Source organism: Paenibacillus sp. JT22N1 (genome assembly GCF_059692155.1).
The window spans coordinates 182,199-202,690 of the sequence record NZ_JCAUAW010000006.1; the positions used below are offsets into that span (position 1 = coordinate 182,199).

The window sequence follows — 20,492 nt, forward strand, 5'->3', positions numbered from 1 at the left end:
GCATTGCCTTAATCAGCCCAAATTAAGCTTGTTGGTATTCTTTGATTTCCCAATCACGAACGTCGTAGAAATGACCTTTGATTGCTGCAGCAACAGCCATTGCTGGAGATACGAGATGCGTACGTCCACCGCGGCCTTGACGACCTTCGAAGTTACGGTTGGATGTCGATGCACAGCGTTGACCTGGTTGCAGAACGTCTGGGTTCATGGCCAAACACATACTGCAGCCCGCATCACGCCATTCGAAGCCAGCACCCTCAAAAATTTTGTCCAAGCCTTCTTTTTCAGCTTGAATTTTAACACGACCGGAGCCTGGTACAACGATTGCTGTAACGCTTGGATCTACCGTGTAACCTTGTGCAATTTTAGCTGCAGCACGAAGATCCTCGATACGACCATTTGTACAAGAACCGATGAAAACATAATCAACTTTAAGTTCAGTCATTGGTGTTCCTGGTGTTAAATCCATATATTCAAGCGCTTTTTCAGCAGCTTTACGTTCATTTTCTGTTTCAAAGCTTTGCGGACCCGGAACTAGTGATGTAATACTCGTCCCCATTCCCGGGCTAGTTCCCCAGGTCACTTGCGGAATCAAAGAATCAGCATCAAACTCCAGCACCCAGTCATACGTAGCGCCTTCGTCAGTAACAAGGTTAGACCATTCTGCCACTGCAGCGTCAAAGTCAGCACCTTGTGGAACGTATTCACGACCACGCAGGTAGTTAAATGTTGTTTCGTCAGGTGCAATAAGACCTGCTCTAGCTCCACCTTCAATGGACATGTTACAAACCGTCATACGCTCTTCCATGGAAAGACCACGAATCGCTTCACCGGTATATTCAATAACATAACCAGTTGCAAAATCCGTACCGTATTTAGCAATAACGCCAAGAATCAAATCTTTCGCAGTTACGCCTGGTTTCAGATTGCCTGTAATGCGTACTTCCAATGATTTCGCTCTGGATTGTTGCAGCGTTTGTGTAGCAAGAACGTGCTCCACTTCACTCGTTCCAATACCGAAAGCAAGTGCGCCGAATGCGCCATGTGTCGAAGTGTGGCTATCGCCGCAAACGATTGTTTTACCTGGATGTGTAAGTCCTAGCTCAGGTCCCATAACGTGTACAACCCCTTGGTCAAGGCTGTCTAGGTCGAACAACGTAACGCCGAAATCACGGCAGTTTTGTGAAAGTGTATCAATTTGTTGTTTGGAAATAGGATCTGTAATGTTGAAACGATCCTTTGTTGGTACGTTATGATCCATCGTTGCAAACGTAAGATCTGGTCTACGAACTTTGCGACCCGATAAACGAAGGCCTTCAAAAGCTTGCGGTGAAGTTACTTCATGTACCAGCTGCAAATCAATATAGATTACGCTGGGCTTGCCTTCTTCCTGGTTAATAACGTGATTATCCCAAATCTTCTGAAACATTGTCTTTTTACTCATATCCAGTCACCTCTTGTCATTATCCGCTCTAATTGTTAATGTCTTACCCTCATAACGTAGTTTAGCACGGAAAACGTCATAGTTCCAAGATATAATAACTATAAGCTTCATAGATTATTCCTATAGGATGATTCGAATTTATAAAAGGTGGTTAGTATCTTGCATAAGCAATTATGACAATTTGAAAAAGGATGTGTTACTATGCTTTGGACAATTTTCGTTGTAATTCTCGTCTTGTGGGCTTTAGGAATCGGGTTTGATATCGGAGGGAATTTAATCCATCTTCTGCTCGTTTTGGCCGTCATATCATTGGTATTCAACTTGGTTACAGGTAGAAGAGGCAGTTAACATTACATATTAGATAATCCTATTTAATTTAAAAAGCAGTTTGTGGATTTTGTCCGCAGACTGCTTTTGCTTGTACCTCTAAACACGGTTGCTCATCTATTGAGTGTCCTCGATCGGGGTTTTCTTATATCAAAGCTTAAAATCTGGTATATTATCTTTAGTGCTTTATAGGTTGTACCAATAAAACTAGCTATGATTATTACATATCAGGAGATGAACCCTACGATGGAATTACGTCAACTTCAATATGCGATTCAAATCGCGATCGAACGCAATTTCTCTCGCGCCGCGGAGAAACTTCATATTGCACAGCCTTCCCTAAGCCAGCAGCTATCCAAGCTAGAGAAAGAAATCGGCGTCCTTCTTTTCCAACGCAGCACCAATTCCGTTGAGCTTACTCACGCTGGTTCACTTTTTGTTGAAAAATCACAAAAAATCCTCGACATGGTCGAGCAGTTGAAGAAAGAAATGGAAGACATTTCGCAAATGAAAAAAGGGCGCCTTGTAGTAGGCAGTATGCCAATTACGGGCTCAACAATCCTGCCCTTCGTTGTTCCTGTCTTCCAAGCTGCTTATCCGGATATTGAAATCACACTCGTTGAAGAGACATCCTCTAACTTAGAAACACTTACGATGAATGGGCAAACCGATATCTCGCTGCTCTCCTTGCCTTTGCGAGAGGATTCTCTCGTTTACGAGACTTTGCTGGAGGAAGAAATCGTCCTCGCGGTACCTCCACTGCATCGATTAGCAGCAAGTAAGGAACCTATTCGAATCGAACAATTAGAGAAGGAAGCATTCATCGCTTTGAAAAAAGGGCAAGGATTTCGCAAGCTAACACTTGACCTATGCCAAAAAGCAGGCATAACACCCAATATTGTCTTCGAGTCCAGTAATATGGAAACGGTTCAGTCCCTCGTCGCTGCAGGCATGGGAATCGGTTTCGTCCCTTATTTAATTTCAAAAAGAAGCTTCAGTGAATTATCACCCATTCACCTTACCCTTGAAGGCAGACCTACTCGCACACTCGTTATTGCCTATCGTAAAGGCAGGTACATTTCTAAAGCTGCCGAAGCTTTCGTTTCCACAATGAAAGAGGTTATGCGAACAATCGGTTAGCACAAGGAGGTATTACCTGCAATGAACAAAACTCAACGGTTAATTCAGTTGATGATGGCAGTAAACGAACGTATGCAGTTCACGACAAAAGAGATGGCCGATGAATTCGGAGTCTCAGAACGCACGATGCACCGCGATTTACAGGAGCTGAGCGAGCTGGGTATGCCGCTGTATACCGAATTTGGCCCACATGGGGGATATCGCTTATTAAAGAAGCGGATGCTCCCTCCGATTCTGTTCTCCGAACAAGAGGCTGTTGCGATGTTCTTCGCCTTTCAATCGCTCCAGTATTATGGAGCGCTCCCTTTTGCAGCAGAATCGGCATCGGCTCTGAATAAGTTCTATCACTATCTCCCTACAGATACGAAGGTGAGAATCGATGCCCTTAAAGATCGAGTATCCTTCTGGACGCCTACGCGAACGCAAGGTTCCCCTTATTTGGAGCAGCTTTTGGAAGCTTCTATTGATGAAAGGCCTATACGCATAACCTACGCCTCCAAAGATGGGACCACAGAAAGAGTCGTGCAGCCAATTGGCATTTACGCGTCCAATGGTTACTGGTATTTCCCCTCCTATTGCTTTCAAAAAGATGGATTTCTCTTATTTCGCACAGATCGTATACGTAGCTTGGAACGAGCCGAAATCGAACATCCAAGTAAAAGTTTCAAACACTACACGATTGGTGACTGGCTATTAGCAGGTCATGAGCGTGAGGCAGGTCCTAAGACAATAAAGCTCCAGGTGAAGCTGACTCCAGCTGGTGTTAGATCTTATGAACGAAGCAATGGAATCGACGGTAACGTGGAACTACATGACGATGGCAGTGGACTATTAGTGACAGACATGCATCGAAGCAATTTATCGTACTTTTCGAAGTATTTTCTCAGTTTGGGTGCCGACGCCCTAGTCGAAGAGCCCTTAGAAATGGTGAATTGGATTCGGGAGCAAATTCGTGCCATGCAGTATGCATACGGCTATGAATTGACTTGAAATGCGGATTCAATTTATCCGTTGTGATGGTGGGCACCTTACATTCAGATGCAGATAGTGCATCTATTTTGCACTATTTCGGCGTAATCGAGAGTATATATGCAAAAAATACATATAAATGAGTGAATATATTGAAATTCTCTCGAAAATGGACATATTAGATGCACAAAATACATCAGTTCTGCAAAAAATGATCATTCAATCATTTTTTGATGTACTTTTTACATCTATTATTTTGAATCTTCTACATACCTTCTCATTTAAAACATCCTCTCCTTGAGTTGTTCAATACATCTCTCCAGCACGAAATACTATGACAAGAATTGTCGTAGATTCGATGTAACATTAAACTGAGCAGACGAAGCGAATGATGCTGCCAGTTTTTCTAATGAAAAACTCTAAGCTCATGCTTACGATGCCAGTTTTCTGGCAAAAAACTCTAAGGAGGCACAATTATGCAAACAAAAAACCTACAAGGAAGGATTGCCTTGGTTACCGGTTCCAGTCGGGGCGGCGGCCGCGGTATTGCGTTAGCACTTGGGGAGGCTGGAGCGACTGTCTACGTGACAGGACGCAGCACCAGAGCGAAGTCCACGAGAACAGATCTCACGGGTACAATTGAAGATACCGCTGAAGCCGTTACGCAGCGCGGTGGATTAGGAATCGCCGTTCGTTGTGACCATACCATCGACGCTAATGTCAAAGCTTTATACGAACGCATTAAACAAGAACAAGGAACACTCGATATTGTGGTCAATAATGCCTGGGGCGGTTACGAGGATTATGATGATGTCGATTTCTCCGTTCCCTTTTGGGAGCAGCCGATGACGCGCTGGGACAAAATGTTCGAGGCAGGACTGCGTGCTCAGATGGTTTCAAGTCGGTATGCGATGTCCACCTTTTTTCTCGAACAAAATCGTGGTCTACTGATTAATACAGGCGTCTACTCTGACATTGGCGGCGATTATCCTATCAATGTTTTTTATGACACGGTGAAACGAGCGGTCACGAATATGACGCGCGCCATGTCTCAAAATTTGAAAGCAAACCATATCGATGTAACCGCACTTACTTTAGCACCTGGCTGGATGCGTACGGAAGCCGTTTATAAGCATTATGGCTTAGAACCAGGTGATCCTGATTTCATGAAAGTCGATGCACTTCATACGACGGAATCTGTGGAATATATCGGTCGCGCCGTTGTCGCTTTGGCATCCGATCCTCATGTAAGTCAAAAGGCAGGTCAGCTTCTTGAGGTAGGTACCCTAGCAGAACAGTATGGCTTCACGGACATCGATGGCAGACGGATACCTCCGTTCCGGGTTTAAGCCGTTCGAATTCGATTACTTCATAAACCATTTTTGAATAAAATTCGGCGGTTGGATGCGGCAGTTGTGAAAAGCTGCAATTTTCCAATCGCCTTTTTCTTTTACTATCACATTCGTATTGATGGAATCTCTGTTCTTTGGCGCTTTTTTCTGCCATCTGAGTTTAATAGCACCAACACAATGAGCAACAGCTATGTCGGGGGATAGAAATCGGATTTGTATTGAACCGCCATCCACCATTGTTGAACCTCTTAACACACCATCAAACAGCTTCTGATGAATTTCCGTAATGTCTTGGCGCCCCTTTATATGCTGTCCGTTGAAGGTTACATAGTCAGCATCTTCTGTAAAACATTGCCCGAACGCTTGCCCATTATGCTCATTCCAAGCTTTGCCAAGCGCCTCGAAAATAACGAGTATTGCTTTCTTGTCTTGTTCCTTAACATCCACCATCACTAGCCTCATCCTCTCTTTAAATTTGTTCTCACTGTTTACCGAAACGCTTGCTTTTAGTGGGAAAGTCAATCCGTTCTTCGTTTCGTTTTACCGGATTCGGCACTTTCGCGGGACATCGGTCTGTTATTTGTTTCATTTTACTGGATTACGGCACTTTCACGGAACGTCGATCCGCTATTTGTTTCGTTTTACCCGATTACGGCCCCATTGCGGAACGTCATTCCGCTATTCTTTAAAAACCGAAGTATTTTCACCCCGTTTTGGCTAAATAACGACTCGTGGTTCCCTCTGGCGTGAAAAACGAGTATTTCTTAAGAAATAGCGCCCTCTGGTTCCGCTAAATAAATAAATAAATGAATGCATCCCACCACACAGCTCAATTTTGACATAACAACCTCTTAAAGAAATCGCTCTAGAGTAGGAAATAATCCCAGTCCACAGACCGATTACATAGCAAATTGATGAAATTCCAAAGATCCCCCTAACCCTTTGAGCTCCGAAAGCATATGATATATAAATAAAACTTATCCATTACCCAATAAAAAATGATAAAAAGATAGCATTGGCCCAGGAGGCGGAAACCATGACATTATTAAGAGCAATTGAGCAGACATTCTGTAAATTGCAAGAACCTTCATTAGAACAACTGAAAGCAGCTCTTCAATCCTTAGACAACTTACTTCATGAGGTACCTGTTTATAAAACAGAACCCAAACATTTACCCTATGGTCGGAATGTCGTTTATAGCACGAAAGATCTAGAAGTTATTGTGATTCACATACCTGCTTCGGAAGCAACGGCGATTCATAACCATGGCTCGTCCATCGGCTCCGCTTGTTTAGTTGAGGGAACGTTAGTCAATACCAAGTACCGTTTGGACTCAGAAGGCTATCCCGTCGCCCAAACAGATGACTATATTGGGTCAGGTGAATATTTTGAAGCTCCTTGCGAGCAAATTCATCAGTTAAGCAACCCTTTCCACGAGCCTGCTGTTTCCATTCATGTATATAGCCCGCCTCTCCAGGGAGTAACGCGCTACTTACCTTACAGCGAAATCTTGGATTATGTCATCTAAAAAAAAAGCCCCCTGTAATCACGTCAATCGACGTTCTCACAGGGGGCTTGGTATTAAAATTGAAGTGAATTCTCAATAAATGCTTTCAATTCGGAAATTGGCATCCGTTTTTGTTCCATTGTATCACGATCACGAACCGTTACTTGACCATCAGTCTCGGACTCAAAGTCGTATGTGATACAGAACGGTGTACCGATTTCGTCGTGGCGACGATATCTTTTACCAATAGAACCTGTATCATCATAATCCACCATGAAATGCTTCGCTAGATCGGCAAATACAGCCTGCGCGCCTTCATTCAACTTTTTGGAAAGCGGGAAAATAGCGGCTTTAATCGGTGCAAGTGCAGGATGGAAGTGCAGAACCGTACGACTGTCGTCACCTTCAAGCTTTTGCTCTTCGAAAGCATCGATTAGAAGCGCTAACGTAACGCGGTCTGCGCCAAGAGAAGGCTCGATGCAGTAAGGAATGTAACGCTCGTTTGTTTCTGGATCAATATAGTTGAAGTCCGCACCAGAGTGCTCCATGTGCTGTTTTAAGTCAAAATCCGTACGATCCGCGATACCCCAGAGCTCGCCCCAGCCGAACGGGAATTTGTACTCGATATCCGTCGTTGCATTGCTATAATGGGACAATTCATCGTCGTTGTGATCGCGAAGGCGAAGGTTATCTGCTTTGGCACCTAGAGACAACAGCCAGTTATGGCAGAAGCTTCTCCAGTACTCGAACCATTTCATGTCCTCGCCGGGCTTACAGAAAAACTCAAGCTCCATTTGTTCGAATTCACGTGTACGGAACGTAAAGTTTCCTGGCGTGATTTCGTTACGGAAGCTTTTGCCGATTTGGCCGATACCAAATGGCAGCTTTTTACGCATCGTGCGTTGAACGTTTTTGAAGTTGACGAAAATCCCTTGTGCTGTCTCAGGACGTAAGTAAACCACGTTGGTGCTAGCTTCTGTTACACCTTGGAATGTTTTGAACATCAGGTTGAACTGACGAATGTCTGTGAAATCCTTGCTGCCACAGTCCGGACAAACGATGTTGTGCTCAACGATAAGCTTCATCATATCGTCAAAAGTCATGCCATCAACGATAATTTCGATATCTTTCTCAGCCAGTTTATTTTCAATCAATTTATCCGCACGATGACGAGCTTTACAGCTTTTGCAATCGATCATTGGATCGTTGAAATTACCTACGTGGCCGGATGCTACCCAAGCTTGCGGGTTCATCAGAATTGCCGCGTCAAGACCCACGTTATAGGGAGATTCTTGAATAAATTTTTTCCACCAAGCACGCTTGATGTTATTTTTCAGCTCGACACCAAGCGGACCGTAATCCCATGTGTTAGCTAAACCGCCATACACTTCTGAACCTGGGAATACAAAACCTCTGTGCTTCGCTAATGCTACAACTTGATCCATAGTAACGCTCATTGTTCATTCGCTCCTTCAGCTTCTCGTTTATAGGTCAATGACCTTTGACGACCTTTTGGATATGAGCAGACGCAAAAAAAGCTCAGCATCCAAAGGCATCAAATAATGCCTAGGGACGAGAGCCTTACGCACCCGCGGTTCCACCCTAGTTGATACACCCATAAAAGAGCGTATCCCCTTTATCGTATTGGCTCCGGATAGCCTTTTCCTTGAGCTTCAATCTGGGCTTTCACCGTCCCCAGCTCGCTGAACTTGAAGTTGTTCAAGTACTATTCATCCTTCACAGCCACAATTGATCATTCAATTGGCTTTAGTTTACAGAAAAACCGACAAAAAATCAAATAGGTGCAGGTACATTTTTATTTAGACTAATACAAATGTGGACGGCGGTCTTCAAAGACCGGAATTTTAGCGCGAACACGCACAACTTCCGTCAAGTCGATGGTTGCATGCAAAATCGCTTCGCTCTCATCGCCTTCCACCAGTACTTCGCCCCAAGGATCAATAACCATCGAGTGCCCAAAGAAATTCGTCGTTCCACTAGTCCCAACACGATTACAAGAAACGACATACATCTGATTCTCAATGGCTCTAGCCATGAGCAGCGTACGCCAGTGGTGCAAACGTGGGTGCGGCCATTCCGCAGGTACGAATAAAATCCTTGCCCCATCCAGCGCTAATTTACGCGCAAGCTCAGGGAAACGAATGTCATAGCAGATCATCGCGCCAGCCGGAACGCCTTCAAGCTCAAATCGGCCAAGCTGGTCGCCGCTATGTAGATACTTTTCCTCGTCCATAAGACGGAACAAGTGGATTTTGGAATACTCAGCTGTTTCCGCACCTTCGCGATCAAACGCATAAATCGTGTTAAGAACATGATCGTCTCTTTTATCAGCAATGGATCCGCCGATGATATTGACACGATGGTTCCGGGCAAAATCACTCAAAAAGGCTTTCGTCCTAACACCGTTAGGATCAGCTAACTGCTGAATCTCGGTTAAGGCGTAGCCTGTATTCCACATCTCAGGAAATACGATCACATCCGGCTTTTGATCTCCACTAACCGCTTGATGTAGAAGCTTCTCCAATTGAGCAAAGTTCGTATCGGGTTCACCGATCAGAATATCCATTTGAATAAGTGCAATGTGAAGTAATTGTGATTCGGACATACTATGATGACTCCTTTCGGGCGGCAGATTACCAATATCTCTCTATAGTAGTCTAATTTAAGTTTGAACTCAATGAAACTCACGAAGGTTTGAACGCTTTGGACTGTCCTCTTGCTATACTTAAAGTCTCCCAATGATGATTGGCCCAATGTTTACTGAGAAGAACGATTTGCCCCACATGGTAACCGTAATGAGACACTTGGCGCTGAATGGCTTGCAGCACAGAATGCCCTTCCCCTCGAATTTGAACGGTCCTAAGAACATCATCCGGCGTGAGTGCGTGCAGTGTATCAAACAGAACCTTCCAGCCTTCCTCCCAAAAGGAAATAAGCTCATCCCGCGTGTATTGACTGCTTTCAAATTCATCGTCTCGCTGCCGTGTTTCTTTTTCCCCATCCGTTGTTAAAAAATCTGTCCACCGTGACAACATGTTCCCGTGCATGTGCTTAATCAACAATTCTAACGAATTCGACTCCTCATCTAACGTAAGGTAAAAATGAGCATCTTCCGTTTGCGCGAATGCTTTATCCGCTAGCTTCTTCATATTTTCAAATGCACGTATGGATTCCTGCAAAAAAACTTGCGTCACTAGTGTGTTGTCCGACATGGTCTTCAGCACCTTTCCGTAACTAATGAACTAACTTTATGATATTGACCGCTCGATGTAAAATCGATTATTTTCATCACTATGAAAAAAAGATTAATCATGTTACATTAAGGTTATTAATTAAAATCCCGACCTCCGGAGTGTGAATTAAATCGTGACAAAAACATCCCCAACAACAAGCCCATTTACGATACAGCCTGCTGAACGTATGAATGGACTTCCAACTCAATTTTTTGCAACACTCGTACGCAAAGCAAATGAGCAAATTGCTGCGGGTCATGACGTCATTAATCTCGGCCAAGGGAATCCTGACCGCCCTACGCCTCCGCATATCGTGTCATCCATACAAGAAGCGGCTGCTAATCCCTTGTATCATAAATATCCGCCCTTCAGCGGATTTCCATTTCTGAAACAAGCCATTGCTCAAAGGTATAAGGAGGATCACAACGTAGATCTTGATCCTGAAACGGAAGTTGCGATTCTTTTTGGCGGTAAAACAGGACTAATCGAGATAGCTCAATGCTTGCTTAATCCGGGAGATGTATGTCTGGTTCCTGATCCTGGCTACCCGGATTACTGGTCCGGGGTTGCTCTTGCCGGCGCCGAAATGGCATTCATGCCCTTGCGAGAAGAAAACAACTTTCTACCTGACTACTCACAGCTCAAAGAATCCGATTTGAACCGCGCGAAGCTGATGTTCATTAATTATCCGAACAACCCAACAGGTGCTACGGCTCCCGCTTCCTTTTATGAAGAAACGGTCGAATTCGCGCACAAACATGGTGTTGTCGTCGCAAGTGATTTCGCCTATGGTGCGATAGGTTTCGACGGTAAGAAGCCGGTCAGCTTCCTGCAGACCCCAGGTGCCAAAGAAGTAGGTATCGAGTTCTATACCCTCTCCAAAACGTACAATATGGCTGGCTGGCGTGTTGGGTTTGCCCTAGGGAACCGAGAAGTTATTCGCCTTATTAACTTGATGCAGGATCATTACTACTGCTCGTTGTTCGGCGGTATTCAAGTGGCGGCTGCAACAGCTCTCACAGCCTCGCAAGATTGTGTTACTGAGCTGCGTGATGTATATGAGAGCCGCCGCAATGCTCTTTATGCAGCTCTTTCCAATATCGGCTGGCATGCACGCCCTTCACAGGGGTCTTTCTTCTCTTGGCTGCCCGTTCCAAAGGGACACACCTCACAAAGTCTTGCCGATTTGCTTCTGCAAGAAGCGAAGGTTGTCGTCGCACCAGGCGTTGGCTTCGGAACGCACGGAGAAGGCTATGTAAGGCTTGGACTCTTATCCTCTGAAGAACGATTAGCAGAAGCCGTGCAACGAATCGGTAAGCTGAATCTATTTGGATAAGCAGAAAATATGGAGGCTGCTGCTTCTTTACAAACGCTTGTACAGCGTGCTATTCTAGATAGAACCAAAAAAGGAAGTCCTCAAAAACTTCTATATCGCAATGTTATGATGGGAATAGTAGGAACCGTTAAGCACGTAAACAGAGAGTAAGCTCCATAGACTGAGAGAGCTTGCCGTGAACCGACTCCGAACCCGCCCCTGAACAGTCAACGATGAGTTGAACAGTGCCCTGCTGTTATTTAGGGAATCTAGAGTTGGGTGCAGCCGCCATAGGTGTGCGCCAATCTAAGGTGGTACCGCGGAAGCTACAGACTTTCGTCCTTATGTTATGAGGACGGGAGTCTTTTTTGTATCTACATACATGTAAATCAAAGGATGGGATCGTTATGACTCAGCGAATCGTCGTTAAAATCGGCAGCAGCTCTTTAACTTCAGATACCGGTGGCCTCAATCCGGATAAAATACGTTTTTTCGCGTCGGAGCTGGCGCAATTGAAGCAGGACGGTCATCAAGTCCTGCTGGTCACCTCCGGCGCAGTTGCCGCAGGCTTCACCTCCCTTGGCTACCGCACGCGGCCCAAGGTATTGCACGAGAAGCAGGCCGCAGCCGCTGTCGGCCAAGCGCTTCTCATGCAGGCGTACCACGAAGCATTTGCGTCCCATGGCATCAGCGTGGCGCAAATTTTGCTCACTAGGTACGACTTCTCTAACCGCAAGCGCGTGCAGAACGCGCTGATGACGGTCGACGAGCTGCTGCAGCGCGGCGTTGTGCCGATCATTAACGAGAACGACACCGTCGCGGTGGATGAACTGAAATTCGGCGACAATGATACGTTGTCGGCCTTGGTAGGCAATTTGGTCAAAGCGAACAAATTGATCATCATTACGGATATGGACGGCCTATACACGGACGATCCCCGCAAAAACGCGAACGCGCAGCGTATCGATCGCGTGGACGCCATCAGCGATGAGCTGTTCAGCTTCGCTGGAGGCTCTGGAAGCGCAGTCGGCACCGGGGGCATGCGCTCGAAGGTCGAAGCCGCCCGCATCGCGATGCGCGGGGGCGTGCCAGTGTTCATCGGGCGCGTACTCGAGCCCGGTGATTTGCCGCATGCCGTGGATGGCAGCGGCAAGGGCACGTACTTCGACACGGCGCTGAACAACCTGCCGGTGAAGAAACAATGGGTCGGCTTCCACTCGCTGCCCCAAGGACAAATCATCGTTGACCAAGGCGCCAAAATGGCCTTGCTCAGCGGTGGCAAGAGCTTGCTTCCTGCCGGCATCACGGGCGCTGCAGGGGACTTCCACCCCGGCGACGTCGTCGAGGTGCTCAGTATCGAAGGCGCGCTGCTAGGACGCGGCGTAGTCAACTATGCGGCTTGGCAAGTGCAAGCCGCAGCAGGGCTATCGACCGACGAGGTCCAGAAACGTGTGGAAGTTGCCCGAATCGAAGTCATTCACCGTGATGAATGGGTTCCTTTAACCTAATGAAGAAAGCGAGGCTCTCCCAACTATGAGACAACAACGATTGCTTAACCCAACCCTACGTGACGTTCCGGGAGATGCAGAGGCCGCCAGCCATCGACTGATGCTGCGTGCGGGATTAATACGACAGCTCTCCAGTGGTATCTACTCCTATTTACCCTTAGGTCTTAAAGCCCTGCAAAACATACAACAAATTGTCCGAGAGGAAATGGACGCAGCGGGCGCACAGGAAATGCTAATGCCAGCTCTTCACCCTTCCGAACTGTGGAAGGCCTCAGGCAGATGGGACGTCTATGGTCCCGAGCTAATGCGTCTAGAAGATCGGAACGGCCGAGAGTTTGCACTAGGAGCTACCCATGAGGAAGTCATCACGACGATCGTGAAGGACGAGATTCATTCCTACAAGAAACTGCCTGTCACGCTATATCAGATTCAAACGAAGTATCGCGATGAACGTAGACCACGATTCGGTCTGCTGCGCGGACGAGAGTTCCTCATGAAGGATGCCTATTCCTTCGACCGTACGGAAAACGGGCTAGATGCTAGCTATCAAAGTATGTATAACGCTTATGTTAACATTTTCACACGATGCGGCTTGCAGTTCCGAGCGGTTGAAGCCGATTCCGGCGCTATCGGCGGTACAGATACCCATGAATTCATGGCCCTGGCTGATGTTGGTGAGGATACAATCGTCCACTGCACCGCCTGCCAATATGCAGCGAATATTGAAAAAGCAATCGGAACGGTACCGGAACAACGGAAATCCGAGCGAGTGGATACCATTTTACCTGCTTCGCAACCATTGAAAGTTCACACACCGCAAGTGAGTAGCATCAAACAGCTTAGTCAAATTCTACAAATAGATGCCAATCAGATTATTAAATCTGTTGCCTTACAAGCAGATGGAACGCCAGTTATTGTTCTCCTGCGAGGCGATTATGAATTAAATGAGATCAAGCTGAAGCAAGCCATTGGGGCTGCCCAGGTTTCCATGCTTTCCGAAGATGACATAGAGAAGTTAGGATCCATTGCCGGATTTATAGGTCCAATTGGACTCCAGAATGTGAGAATCTTCGCTGATTCTTCTATCAAGGGCTTGAAGGATGCTGTCGTCGGAGCCAATGAGCCAGATTTCCATTTGGTGAATGTGGAGGTCGAACGCGATTTAGGACCTATATCTTATCATGACGTACGCAATGTCGCCCAAGGTGAGTTATGTACCCATTGTGGGCACGAGCTCTCTTTTGCGAAAGGGATAGAGCTTGGCCACGTATTTAAGCTCGGCACCAAATACAGCAGTTCCCTTGGCGCAACATTCAGCGACGAGAACGGGGTTTCCGAGCCCATCATTATGGGCTGTTATGGCATTGGTGTCTCACGTGTGCTAGCTGCCATTATCGAGCAAAACTATGATGAACGAGGCATTATATGGCCTGAGTCCATTACGCCATTTTCCATTCATCTTCTGACCGTTCATGTTCAGGATGAAATTCAAATGAAATTATCCGAAGAGATTTATACAACGTTAATTAGGGCAGGATACTCCGTCCTATGGGATGATCGGGATGAACGTCCTGGCGTTAAATTCAATGATTCGGATCTGCTCGGCTTCCCTCTGCGAATAACAGTCGGCAAGAAAGCAAATGAGCGTGTAGTAGAATGTAAAGAACGCCGAGACGGCAGTCAATATGAACGATCTGTAGAGCATATACTTACGCATTGCCATTCCTTATTCCAAACAGGAGGTCGATCTTCCCATGAGTGAAGTCGTTCAAAAATCTAAATTAGCCAAACAAGCTGCCCAGACGATGGGTAATCTGACAACTGAACAAAAGAATGCGGCACTCCTCCTTATGGCAGATAGCCTTGTAACGGAGCAGCAGGCGATTATCGAAGCGAACGCCAAAGATTTGCAGCGAGGCAAAGAATTAGGTACAAGTGCTTCCCTACTAGACCGTTTAGCCCTAAATGAATCTCGCATCGCAGCGATCGCTGAAGGTCTGCGCCAAATAGCCGAGCTCCCAGATCCTGTTGGGGATACTTTGGAAGCATTTGAACGTCCAAACGGTCTGCGCATTCGCAAAATCCGTGTGCCCCTTGGCGTGGTTGGCATTATTTATGAAGCAAGACCTAACGTGACCGTTGATGCAGCTGGTTTGTGTCTCAAGACAGGCAACGCAGTCGTTTTGCGAGGCGGTTCTTCCGCTTTATTTTCCAATGAGAAAATCGTTGAGGTTCTACACGGTGCATTAAGACAATCAGCCATTCCCGCTGATGCACTTCAATTGATTCTTAGTGCAGACCGCAGTTCTGTAGATGAAATGCTGAAATTGAATGGTCTCATCGATGTGCTCATTCCAAGAGGCGGGCATTCACTTATTCAAAATGTTGTCAATAACGCCTCTGTTCCTGTCATTGAAACAGGTGCGGGTGTATGTCATACTTTTATAGATGAAAGTGCACAGCTCGATATGGCCGTTCGCATCGGTATCAATGCCAAAGCTCAGCGTCCTTCTGTTTGTAATAGCATGGAAACTTTACTTGTGCATGAGTCTACTGCAGAAAAGCATTTAAGTGCCATTGCAGAGGCTTTCAAAGGTGCTCATGTAGCGCTCAAAGGTAACGAAAGAGCTCGTGAGTTAGTACCTAGTATGCAAGTTGCCGAAATTGAAGATTGGAAAACCGAGTATGGGGACTACATTCTTAACATCAAAGTTGTGAAGGATCTCGATGAAGCCCTTGCTCACATTCGTGAATACGGGACGATGCACTCCGAATGTATCGTGACGGAAGATGCGGCCAATGCCGAAAGATTCTTACAGGAAGTTGATGCAGCGGCTGTTTATCACAACGCTTCGACTCGTTTCACCGATGGTTTTGAATTCGGCTTCGGAGCGGAAATCGGCATCTCCACCCAAAAGCTTCACGCTCGCGGACCGATGGGTCTACCAGCGTTAACTTCAACCAAATACCGCGTTCATGGAAGCGGACAAATACGCGAATAACGATTCTAAATTCAAGGAGGAATGTACGATGTCCACTACTTTATCCCAAACCAAAATTGCCTTTGTCGGCGCTGGTTCGATGGCGGAAGCGATCATCCGCGGACTCATTGAAACAAAAGTCGCTGATCCCCAAAATATATATGTGATGAATCGCTCGGATCAAGACAGGTTAGCTTTTCTAAGATCGGAATACGGTCTGCAGGCAACGTCAGACCCGTTAACGAAGGAAACCTTTCTTCGTGTTGCCGATGTCGTCGTTCTCTGCATGAAGCCTAAGGATGTGGAGAATGCCTTCGCCGAGCTGCAGCCGCTTTTGAACGAACAGCAGCTTCTCGTTTCGGTCATTGCTGGGCTCTCTATCGCAAAAACAGAAGCACTGCTGCAAACCAATATGCCGATTGTTCGCACGATGCCCAATACGTCCAGCACAATTGGTCTAGGCGCTACAGGAATGAGCTTCTCTTCCAAGGTCAATGCTACATTCAAACAAGTTGCTACTCAAATGTTTGAAGCCGTTGGTACTGTAACGATCGTGGAGGAAGAGAAATTAGAAATTCTGACAGGTGTATCCGGCAGCGGTCCAGCCTATGTCTACTATTTCATGGAAGCCATGATCAAAGCTGGCATTGAGGGTGGTCTTTCCGCAGAAGATGCACATCAATTAACACTTCAAACGGTGCTCGGAGCCGCGCATATGGTTCAGCTTACGCAAGAAAATCCTGCTGAGCTTCGTCGCAAGGTCACATCGCCAAATGGGGCAACGCAAGCTTCTATTGAAGCGTTAGATCGTTTTCAGTTTAGCGAAGCTATCTCACAAGCGGTATTTCGTTCTGCGGAGCGAGCCAAAGAAATGGGCGAACAAATTGCTGCGCCAAGCCCCGTAGTGAAATCCTCCTAATTTCAAGAGGTTTAATTCTATCTAAAGCAGGTGAATGTTTACGATGAACGCATATTGTCTAGCCACCTATCGGAGTTTCGATGAGAAAGCCGATTTTCATAAAAAAGCAACAAGCATCGCTGTCGGCCTTACGGTTGGCAGCTGGACCGAACTGCCGGAAGCGCAAAAAGCGCAAATGGAGAAGCATTTAGGGAAAGTCATTTCGGTTGAAGTCCATGAACCCGCTCTGGGAGAAACTATTTCAAACCGCTATGCCGATATCACAATCGCATATCCAGATATTAACTTCAGTAGGGACATCCCTGCCTTGTTGGTTACTGTATTCGGAAAACTGTCGATGGACGGCAAAATAAAACTAATTGACTTATCCTTCTCATCTGACTTCTTATCTGGCTTCTCCGGTCCCAAATTCGGTATGCAAGGTGTGCGAGAGCTCCTTGGTGTGCATGATCGCCCCTTATTAATGAGTATCTTTAAATCAGTTGTCGGGTATGAGCTTCCAGCCCTGCGCGAACAATTTTATTTGCAAGCAGCCGGCGGTGTAGATCTCATTAAAGACGATGAGATTCTATTTGAAAATCCATTAACACCATTGGAGAAACGGATCGAGATTTGCCTGGAAGCAGCTGCACAAGCCACCAAGGAAACAGGTCAAAAGCTGCTCTATGCTGTCAATATAACCGGACCTACATCCAAGCTTGCAGCCCAAGCCAAGAAAGCAATCGGAGCTGGAGCTAACGCTTTACTATTTAATGTATTAGCTTACGGTTTCGATACGCTGCATGAATTAAGCTCCGATCCAGAGATAACGATTCCCATCATGGCTCATCCTGCAATGGCAGGTGCGACTTATCCGTCACCGCACTATGGCATATCCGCTTCTGTGCTCCTTGGTAAGCTCATGCGTTTGGCCGGAGCAGATTTAGTGCTGTTCCCTTCTCCTTATGGCTCAGTCGTTATGCCTAGGGAAGAGAACATGGCAATTAAGCACGCGCTTCTAACAGATGATTTACGAAAAGATTACACCTATAACGCACCTGCCGATGTACAATTGAAACTAGCTTCAAGCTTTCCAGTCCCTTCCGCAGGCATTCACCCTGGACTTGTCCCGCTTATTCTGCGTGATTTCGGTAAGGATGTCATCGTCAATGCAGGTGGAGGCATCCATGGACATCCACTCGGTACGATTGCTGGTGGGCAAGCCTTCCGTCAGGCGATTGATGCAACTATGCAAGGAATTACACTTCAAGACTACGCCCGAACACATCCAGAGTTACAATCAGCTATCGATACTTGGGGGACTCCAGAATGAGTAAGGAACGCATTATTTTTTGCGACTTTGACGGTACCATTACCGTGAACGATAACATCGTTGCCATCATGAAGCATTTCAATCCAGCTGGTTGGGAAGCAATCGTAGAACGAATTTTGGACAAAACTATTTCGATACGCCAAGGTGTTGGTGAGATGTTCGCCCTCCTCCCTACTTCCCGTAAGGATGAGATTGTCGAATATGCGATCAATAACGCAGTGATTCGTGATGGATTCAAAGAATTCGTAGATTATTGCAAAGAACAGAATATCAAGCTTTTGATTACGAGTGGCGGCATCGATTTTTTTATCTATCCACTGCTGAAGCCCTTTGCTATCCCAAGTGAGCATATCTATTGCAATGCCAGCACATTTGAAGGAAACGCTATTGAGATTTTATGGCCAAATCGTTGTGACGAACATTGTAAAACTGACTGTGGGATGTGCAAAACAAGCATTATTCGCTCTTATGACGCTAATCAATATGAGCGAATTATCATCGGTGATAGTATTACGGATTTCGAGGGTGCTAAGCTGGTCGATACGATCTTTGCTCGCTCTCATCTCATCGATATGTGTAAGCAGCTAGACTATCCATATCACCCATTCGATACTTTCTTTGATATTATGAAGCAATTGGAGGCTGAACCTGTAGTATGAGTATTTTACTTGAAGAGAAGCAGCGTGCATTCGCTGATTTGCGTGATATTAAAGCTAATTTAGCGGCAAGAGGATGGTTTCCTGCAACGAGCGGCAATCTGTCTGTTCGTGTGGGCGGCTTCGAGCCTGACGCATTCACATTCGCTATCACCTCAAGCGGTAGAGATAAATCCGTTCAAACACCTGAGGATTTTCTACTCGTGAATGAGAAAGGGCAACCGACGGAAGCTACAAGCCTGAAGCCATCGGCAGAAACCTTGATCCATAGTGAAATCTACCGTTTAACAGGTGCAGGCGCCATTTTTCATGTACATACGATATTCAATAATTTAATCTCTGAACTGTACTGGGAACGTAAAAGCATACCCGTAGACGGTGTTGAACTTATTAAGGCATTCAATATTTGGGATGAAGAAGCTCAGATCGAAATTCCCATTTTACCCAATTATGCTGAAATCCCTCGCATCGCCGAGCTGGTGGAAGGTGCGATTGTTCCGCGAATTCCTGGTATCGTGCTGCGTAAGCATGGCATTTATGCCTGGGGAGCGAATGCTTTTGAAGCTAAGCGCCATCTCGAAGCGTTCGAGTTCCTTTTCGAATATGTATACCGCTCGCACTTGCTTCATAAAGGAAACTAATATCTTTTTTTGAATAAAAAATTAAAAAGTCAGATCCTAGCCCAAATGGGAGAGGTTCTGACTTTTTTTGTCTCATAGAATCACTCAAGATGGGTAAAACTACTTTTACTTGTTAAATCCGTTTGCAAAGGAATACACATACGCCTATGTTCTCAGTCATTAATACAAGTTTATTTCTGCTTCTATTCATCTCATATGTATATGTTAAAAAAAACATGAATCTCTTCGAGGTCTTAGTGTATTGGTTCTGGGTCTCACTGTTCGGAGAAGATTTTTCTGAAATTGTAGTAACCAATTTACAGTTGATTGTGCCTTATCGCACTTACCAAATATTTTGGGATACAATGTTCTATTATTTATTATTATTTCCTATGTCCATGATTTGGTTTCTGCATTTTTATTTAAAAATGAGCCGTAAGTGGCAGCGCCTGATTCTCACTAGTGTTTATACCCTTATATTAGCTAGCATGCATATCATTATGGAGCTTGCTGGTTATGTATATATCGTGCACTGGAAATTTTGGTGGTCTTTTCTTGTGTGGCTAACTTTTATCGTTTCTACAGTGGGACTCATGTACGTACTTCGATGGTTGAAAGGTAGGGACAAACAACCTGTATGATCTTAATTCCACCGATTACTTTTGATGCAAACGAAGGCTTTGCTACGATCATTATGATCGCTTTGATCCTGCTATATTGCATGCTTCCTAAGCGAATTCCACTTCCCATCTCACTGCTTATTATGATTTTCAACTCCTATTTGGGACGAGCCGTCGATAATATCTTGTCTTCCTCATACCCTTATAATGTGTATGATATTATGGATACCCCAAACTATGATTTGTTTGATTTTCTGCTTTACACGATTCCTTTTCCTTTAGTTGGCTATTTCTTTGTGTATTTTTATGACAAGTATCCAATTCGTGCTCCTTTTCAGTTTGTACATATCCTGGTTTGGTCGTTTGCCTCTGTTGGCTTTGAATCTCTTGCTGTCACCTTTTCGGTGTTTCAGTATTATGGTTGGCAGCTTATCTACTCGTTTCCTGTCTATCTCTTTGCCTTCGGTTTGAATACAGTCCTATTCACACTAGCTAAAAAGCATTACAAAAACTGGCAGCCCCAATAAAAAAACGTCCCATTTTCTACAGTTGAGAACTGTGAGAAAAC

General features: G+C 45.5%; 19 protein-coding genes. 14 read left to right on the forward strand and 5 right to left on the reverse strand.

Features of this window, described 5'->3' with window-relative positions; all coding sequences use genetic code 11:
- Positions 1-22: 22 nt before the first annotated feature.
- Positions 23-1,444, reverse strand: a complete 1,422-nt coding sequence (gene leuC / locus AC58UU_RS13825; protein ID WP_497316476.1) for a 3-isopropylmalate dehydratase large subunit — start codon at positions 1,442-1,444, stop codon at positions 23-25.
- Between the two features lie 201 nt (positions 1,445-1,645).
- Here leuC and AC58UU_RS13830 point away from each other — a divergent pair, with 201 nt between their 5' ends.
- The 4 genes from AC58UU_RS13830 to AC58UU_RS13845 all read left to right on the forward strand — a co-directional run bounded on the left by AC58UU_RS13830 (position 1,646) and on the right by AC58UU_RS13845 (position 5,229).
- Positions 1,646-1,792, forward strand: a complete 147-nt coding sequence (locus AC58UU_RS13830; protein ID WP_156389871.1) for a lmo0937 family membrane protein — start codon at positions 1,646-1,648, stop codon at positions 1,790-1,792.
- Positions 1,793-2,017: 225 nt separating this feature from the next.
- Positions 2,018-2,911: a LysR family transcriptional regulator gene (locus AC58UU_RS13835; protein WP_171692672.1), complete on the forward strand. Its 894-nt coding sequence runs from the start codon at positions 2,018-2,020 to the stop codon at positions 2,909-2,911.
- A 21-nt stretch (positions 2,912-2,932) separates the two neighbouring features.
- On the forward strand, positions 2,933-3,901 hold the full coding sequence (locus AC58UU_RS13840) for a helix-turn-helix transcriptional regulator (RefSeq protein WP_497316478.1): 969 nt from the start codon (positions 2,933-2,935) through the stop codon (positions 3,899-3,901).
- A gap of 455 nt (positions 3,902-4,356) precedes the next feature.
- Positions 4,357-5,229 (forward strand): SDR family NAD(P)-dependent oxidoreductase, encoded by an 873-nt coding sequence (locus AC58UU_RS13845; RefSeq protein ID WP_497316480.1) that lies wholly within the window; start codon positions 4,357-4,359, stop codon positions 5,227-5,229.
- Between the two features lie 15 nt (positions 5,230-5,244).
- On the opposite strand, the gene AC58UU_RS13850 is transcribed toward AC58UU_RS13845, so the two are convergent.
- Entirely contained in the window at positions 5,245-5,682 is a 438-nt protein-coding gene (locus tag AC58UU_RS13850) for an SgcJ/EcaC family oxidoreductase (protein ID WP_497316482.1), read from the reverse strand.
- A 586-nt stretch (positions 5,683-6,268) separates the two neighbouring features.
- Here AC58UU_RS13850 and AC58UU_RS13855 point away from each other — a divergent pair.
- Positions 6,269-6,760 (forward strand): cysteine dioxygenase, encoded by a 492-nt coding sequence (locus tag AC58UU_RS13855; RefSeq protein ID WP_497316484.1) that lies wholly within the window; start codon positions 6,269-6,271, stop codon positions 6,758-6,760.
- Positions 6,761-6,813: 53 nt separating this feature from the next.
- Here AC58UU_RS13855 and AC58UU_RS13860 read toward each other — a convergent pair whose 3' ends face one another.
- The 3 genes from AC58UU_RS13860 to AC58UU_RS13870 form a co-directional block, all read right to left on the reverse strand.
- Positions 6,814-8,196 (reverse strand): glycine--tRNA ligase, encoded by a 1,383-nt coding sequence (locus AC58UU_RS13860; protein ID WP_497316486.1) that lies wholly within the window; start codon positions 8,194-8,196, stop codon positions 6,814-6,816.
- Positions 8,197-8,564: 368 nt separating this feature from the next.
- On the reverse strand, positions 8,565-9,365 hold the full coding sequence (locus tag AC58UU_RS13865) for a carbon-nitrogen family hydrolase (protein WP_497316488.1): 801 nt from the start codon (positions 9,363-9,365) through the stop codon (positions 8,565-8,567).
- Positions 9,366-9,444: 79 nt separating this feature from the next.
- Entirely contained in the window at positions 9,445-9,972 is a 528-nt protein-coding gene (locus tag AC58UU_RS13870) for a DUF1572 family protein (protein ID WP_497316490.1), read from the reverse strand.
- 154 nt (positions 9,973-10,126) lie between these two features.
- Here AC58UU_RS13870 and AC58UU_RS13875 point away from each other — a divergent pair, with 154 nt between their 5' ends.
- The 9 genes from AC58UU_RS13875 (at position 10,127) to AC58UU_RS13915 (ending at position 20,451) form a co-directional block, all read left to right on the forward strand.
- Entirely contained in the window at positions 10,127-11,329 is a 1,203-nt protein-coding gene (locus tag AC58UU_RS13875; protein WP_497316492.1) for a pyridoxal phosphate-dependent aminotransferase, read from the forward strand.
- Positions 11,330-11,715: 386 nt separating this feature from the next.
- On the forward strand, positions 11,716-12,816 hold the full coding sequence (proB, locus tag AC58UU_RS13880; protein WP_497316494.1) for a glutamate 5-kinase: 1,101 nt from the start codon (positions 11,716-11,718) through the stop codon (positions 12,814-12,816).
- Positions 12,817-12,841: 25 nt separating this feature from the next.
- Positions 12,842-14,578 carry a proline--tRNA ligase gene (locus AC58UU_RS13885; protein WP_497316496.1) on the forward strand — a complete coding sequence of 579 codons (1,737 nt, stop codon included), beginning with the start codon at positions 12,842-12,844 and terminating at the stop codon, positions 14,576-14,578.
- On the forward strand, positions 14,571-15,818 hold the full coding sequence (locus AC58UU_RS13890; protein ID WP_497316498.1) for a glutamate-5-semialdehyde dehydrogenase: 1,248 nt from the start codon (positions 14,571-14,573) through the stop codon (positions 15,816-15,818). The genes AC58UU_RS13885 and AC58UU_RS13890 overlap by 8 nt, the downstream gene beginning before the upstream one ends.
- Positions 15,819-15,846: 28 nt before the next feature.
- Complete coding sequence (proC, locus tag AC58UU_RS13895; RefSeq protein WP_497316500.1) at positions 15,847-16,716, forward strand: pyrroline-5-carboxylate reductase; 870 nt, start codon at positions 15,847-15,849, stop codon at positions 16,714-16,716.
- Positions 16,717-16,759: 43 nt separating this feature from the next.
- The gene (locus tag AC58UU_RS13900) at positions 16,760-18,028 is read left to right on the forward strand and encodes a 2,3-diketo-5-methylthiopentyl-1-phosphate enolase (RefSeq protein ID WP_497316502.1); all 1,269 of its coding nucleotides are present in this window, start codon (positions 16,760-16,762) and stop codon (positions 18,026-18,028) included.
- Positions 18,025-18,687 carry a 2-hydroxy-3-keto-5-methylthiopentenyl-1-phosphate phosphatase gene (locus tag AC58UU_RS13905; RefSeq protein ID WP_497316503.1) on the forward strand — a complete coding sequence of 221 codons (663 nt, stop codon included), beginning with the start codon at positions 18,025-18,027 and terminating at the stop codon, positions 18,685-18,687. The genes AC58UU_RS13900 and AC58UU_RS13905 overlap by 4 nt, the downstream gene beginning before the upstream one ends.
- The gene (gene mtnB, locus AC58UU_RS13910) at positions 18,684-19,325 is read left to right on the forward strand and encodes a methylthioribulose 1-phosphate dehydratase (protein ID WP_047674306.1); all 642 of its coding nucleotides are present in this window, start codon (positions 18,684-18,686) and stop codon (positions 19,323-19,325) included. The genes AC58UU_RS13905 and mtnB overlap by 4 nt, the downstream gene beginning before the upstream one ends.
- A 616-nt stretch (positions 19,326-19,941) precedes the next feature.
- On the forward strand, positions 19,942-20,451 hold the full coding sequence (locus AC58UU_RS13915) for a hypothetical protein (RefSeq protein WP_497316505.1): 510 nt from the start codon (positions 19,942-19,944) through the stop codon (positions 20,449-20,451).
- The last annotated feature ends 41 nt before the right edge of the window (positions 20,452-20,492 follow it).

Excerpts from the sequence above, each read along its gene's own strand:
- leuC (WP_497316476.1), bottom strand. The coding sequence starts at position 1,444 with ATGAGTAAAAAGACAATGTTTCAGAAGATTTGGGATAATCACGTTATT.
- AC58UU_RS13830 (WP_156389871.1), top strand. The coding sequence starts at position 1,646 with ATGCTTTGGACAATTTTCGTTGTAATTCTCGTCTTGTGGGCTTTAGGA.
- AC58UU_RS13835 (WP_171692672.1), top strand. The coding sequence starts at position 2,018 with ATGGAATTACGTCAACTTCAATATGCGATTCAAATCGCGATCGAACGC.
- AC58UU_RS13840 (WP_497316478.1), top strand. The coding sequence starts at position 2,933 with ATGAACAAAACTCAACGGTTAATTCAGTTGATGATGGCAGTAAACGAA.
- AC58UU_RS13845 (WP_497316480.1), top strand. The coding sequence starts at position 4,357 with ATGCAAACAAAAAACCTACAAGGAAGGATTGCCTTGGTTACCGGTTCC.
- AC58UU_RS13850 (WP_497316482.1), bottom strand. The coding sequence starts at position 5,682 with ATGGTGGATGTTAAGGAACAAGACAAGAAAGCAATACTCGTTATTTTC.
- AC58UU_RS13855 (WP_497316484.1), top strand. The coding sequence starts at position 6,269 with ATGACATTATTAAGAGCAATTGAGCAGACATTCTGTAAATTGCAAGAA.
- AC58UU_RS13860 (WP_497316486.1), bottom strand. The coding sequence starts at position 8,196 with ATGAGCGTTACTATGGATCAAGTTGTAGCATTAGCGAAGCACAGAGGT.
- AC58UU_RS13865 (WP_497316488.1), bottom strand. The coding sequence starts at position 9,365 with ATGTCCGAATCACAATTACTTCACATTGCACTTATTCAAATGGATATT.
- AC58UU_RS13870 (WP_497316490.1), bottom strand. The coding sequence starts at position 9,972 with ATGTCGGACAACACACTAGTGACGCAAGTTTTTTTGCAGGAATCCATA.
- proB (WP_497316494.1), top strand. The coding sequence starts at position 11,716 with ATGACTCAGCGAATCGTCGTTAAAATCGGCAGCAGCTCTTTAACTTCA.
- AC58UU_RS13885 (WP_497316496.1), top strand. The coding sequence starts at position 12,842 with ATGAGACAACAACGATTGCTTAACCCAACCCTACGTGACGTTCCGGGA.
- AC58UU_RS13890 (WP_497316498.1), top strand. The coding sequence starts at position 14,571 with ATGAGTGAAGTCGTTCAAAAATCTAAATTAGCCAAACAAGCTGCCCAG.
- proC (WP_497316500.1), top strand. The coding sequence starts at position 15,847 with ATGTCCACTACTTTATCCCAAACCAAAATTGCCTTTGTCGGCGCTGGT.
- AC58UU_RS13900 (WP_497316502.1), top strand. The coding sequence starts at position 16,760 with ATGAACGCATATTGTCTAGCCACCTATCGGAGTTTCGATGAGAAAGCC.
- AC58UU_RS13905 (WP_497316503.1), top strand. The coding sequence starts at position 18,025 with ATGAGTAAGGAACGCATTATTTTTTGCGACTTTGACGGTACCATTACC.
- mtnB (WP_047674306.1), top strand. The coding sequence starts at position 18,684 with ATGAGTATTTTACTTGAAGAGAAGCAGCGTGCATTCGCTGATTTGCGT.
- AC58UU_RS13915 (WP_497316505.1), top strand. The coding sequence starts at position 19,942 with ATGATCTTAATTCCACCGATTACTTTTGATGCAAACGAAGGCTTTGCT.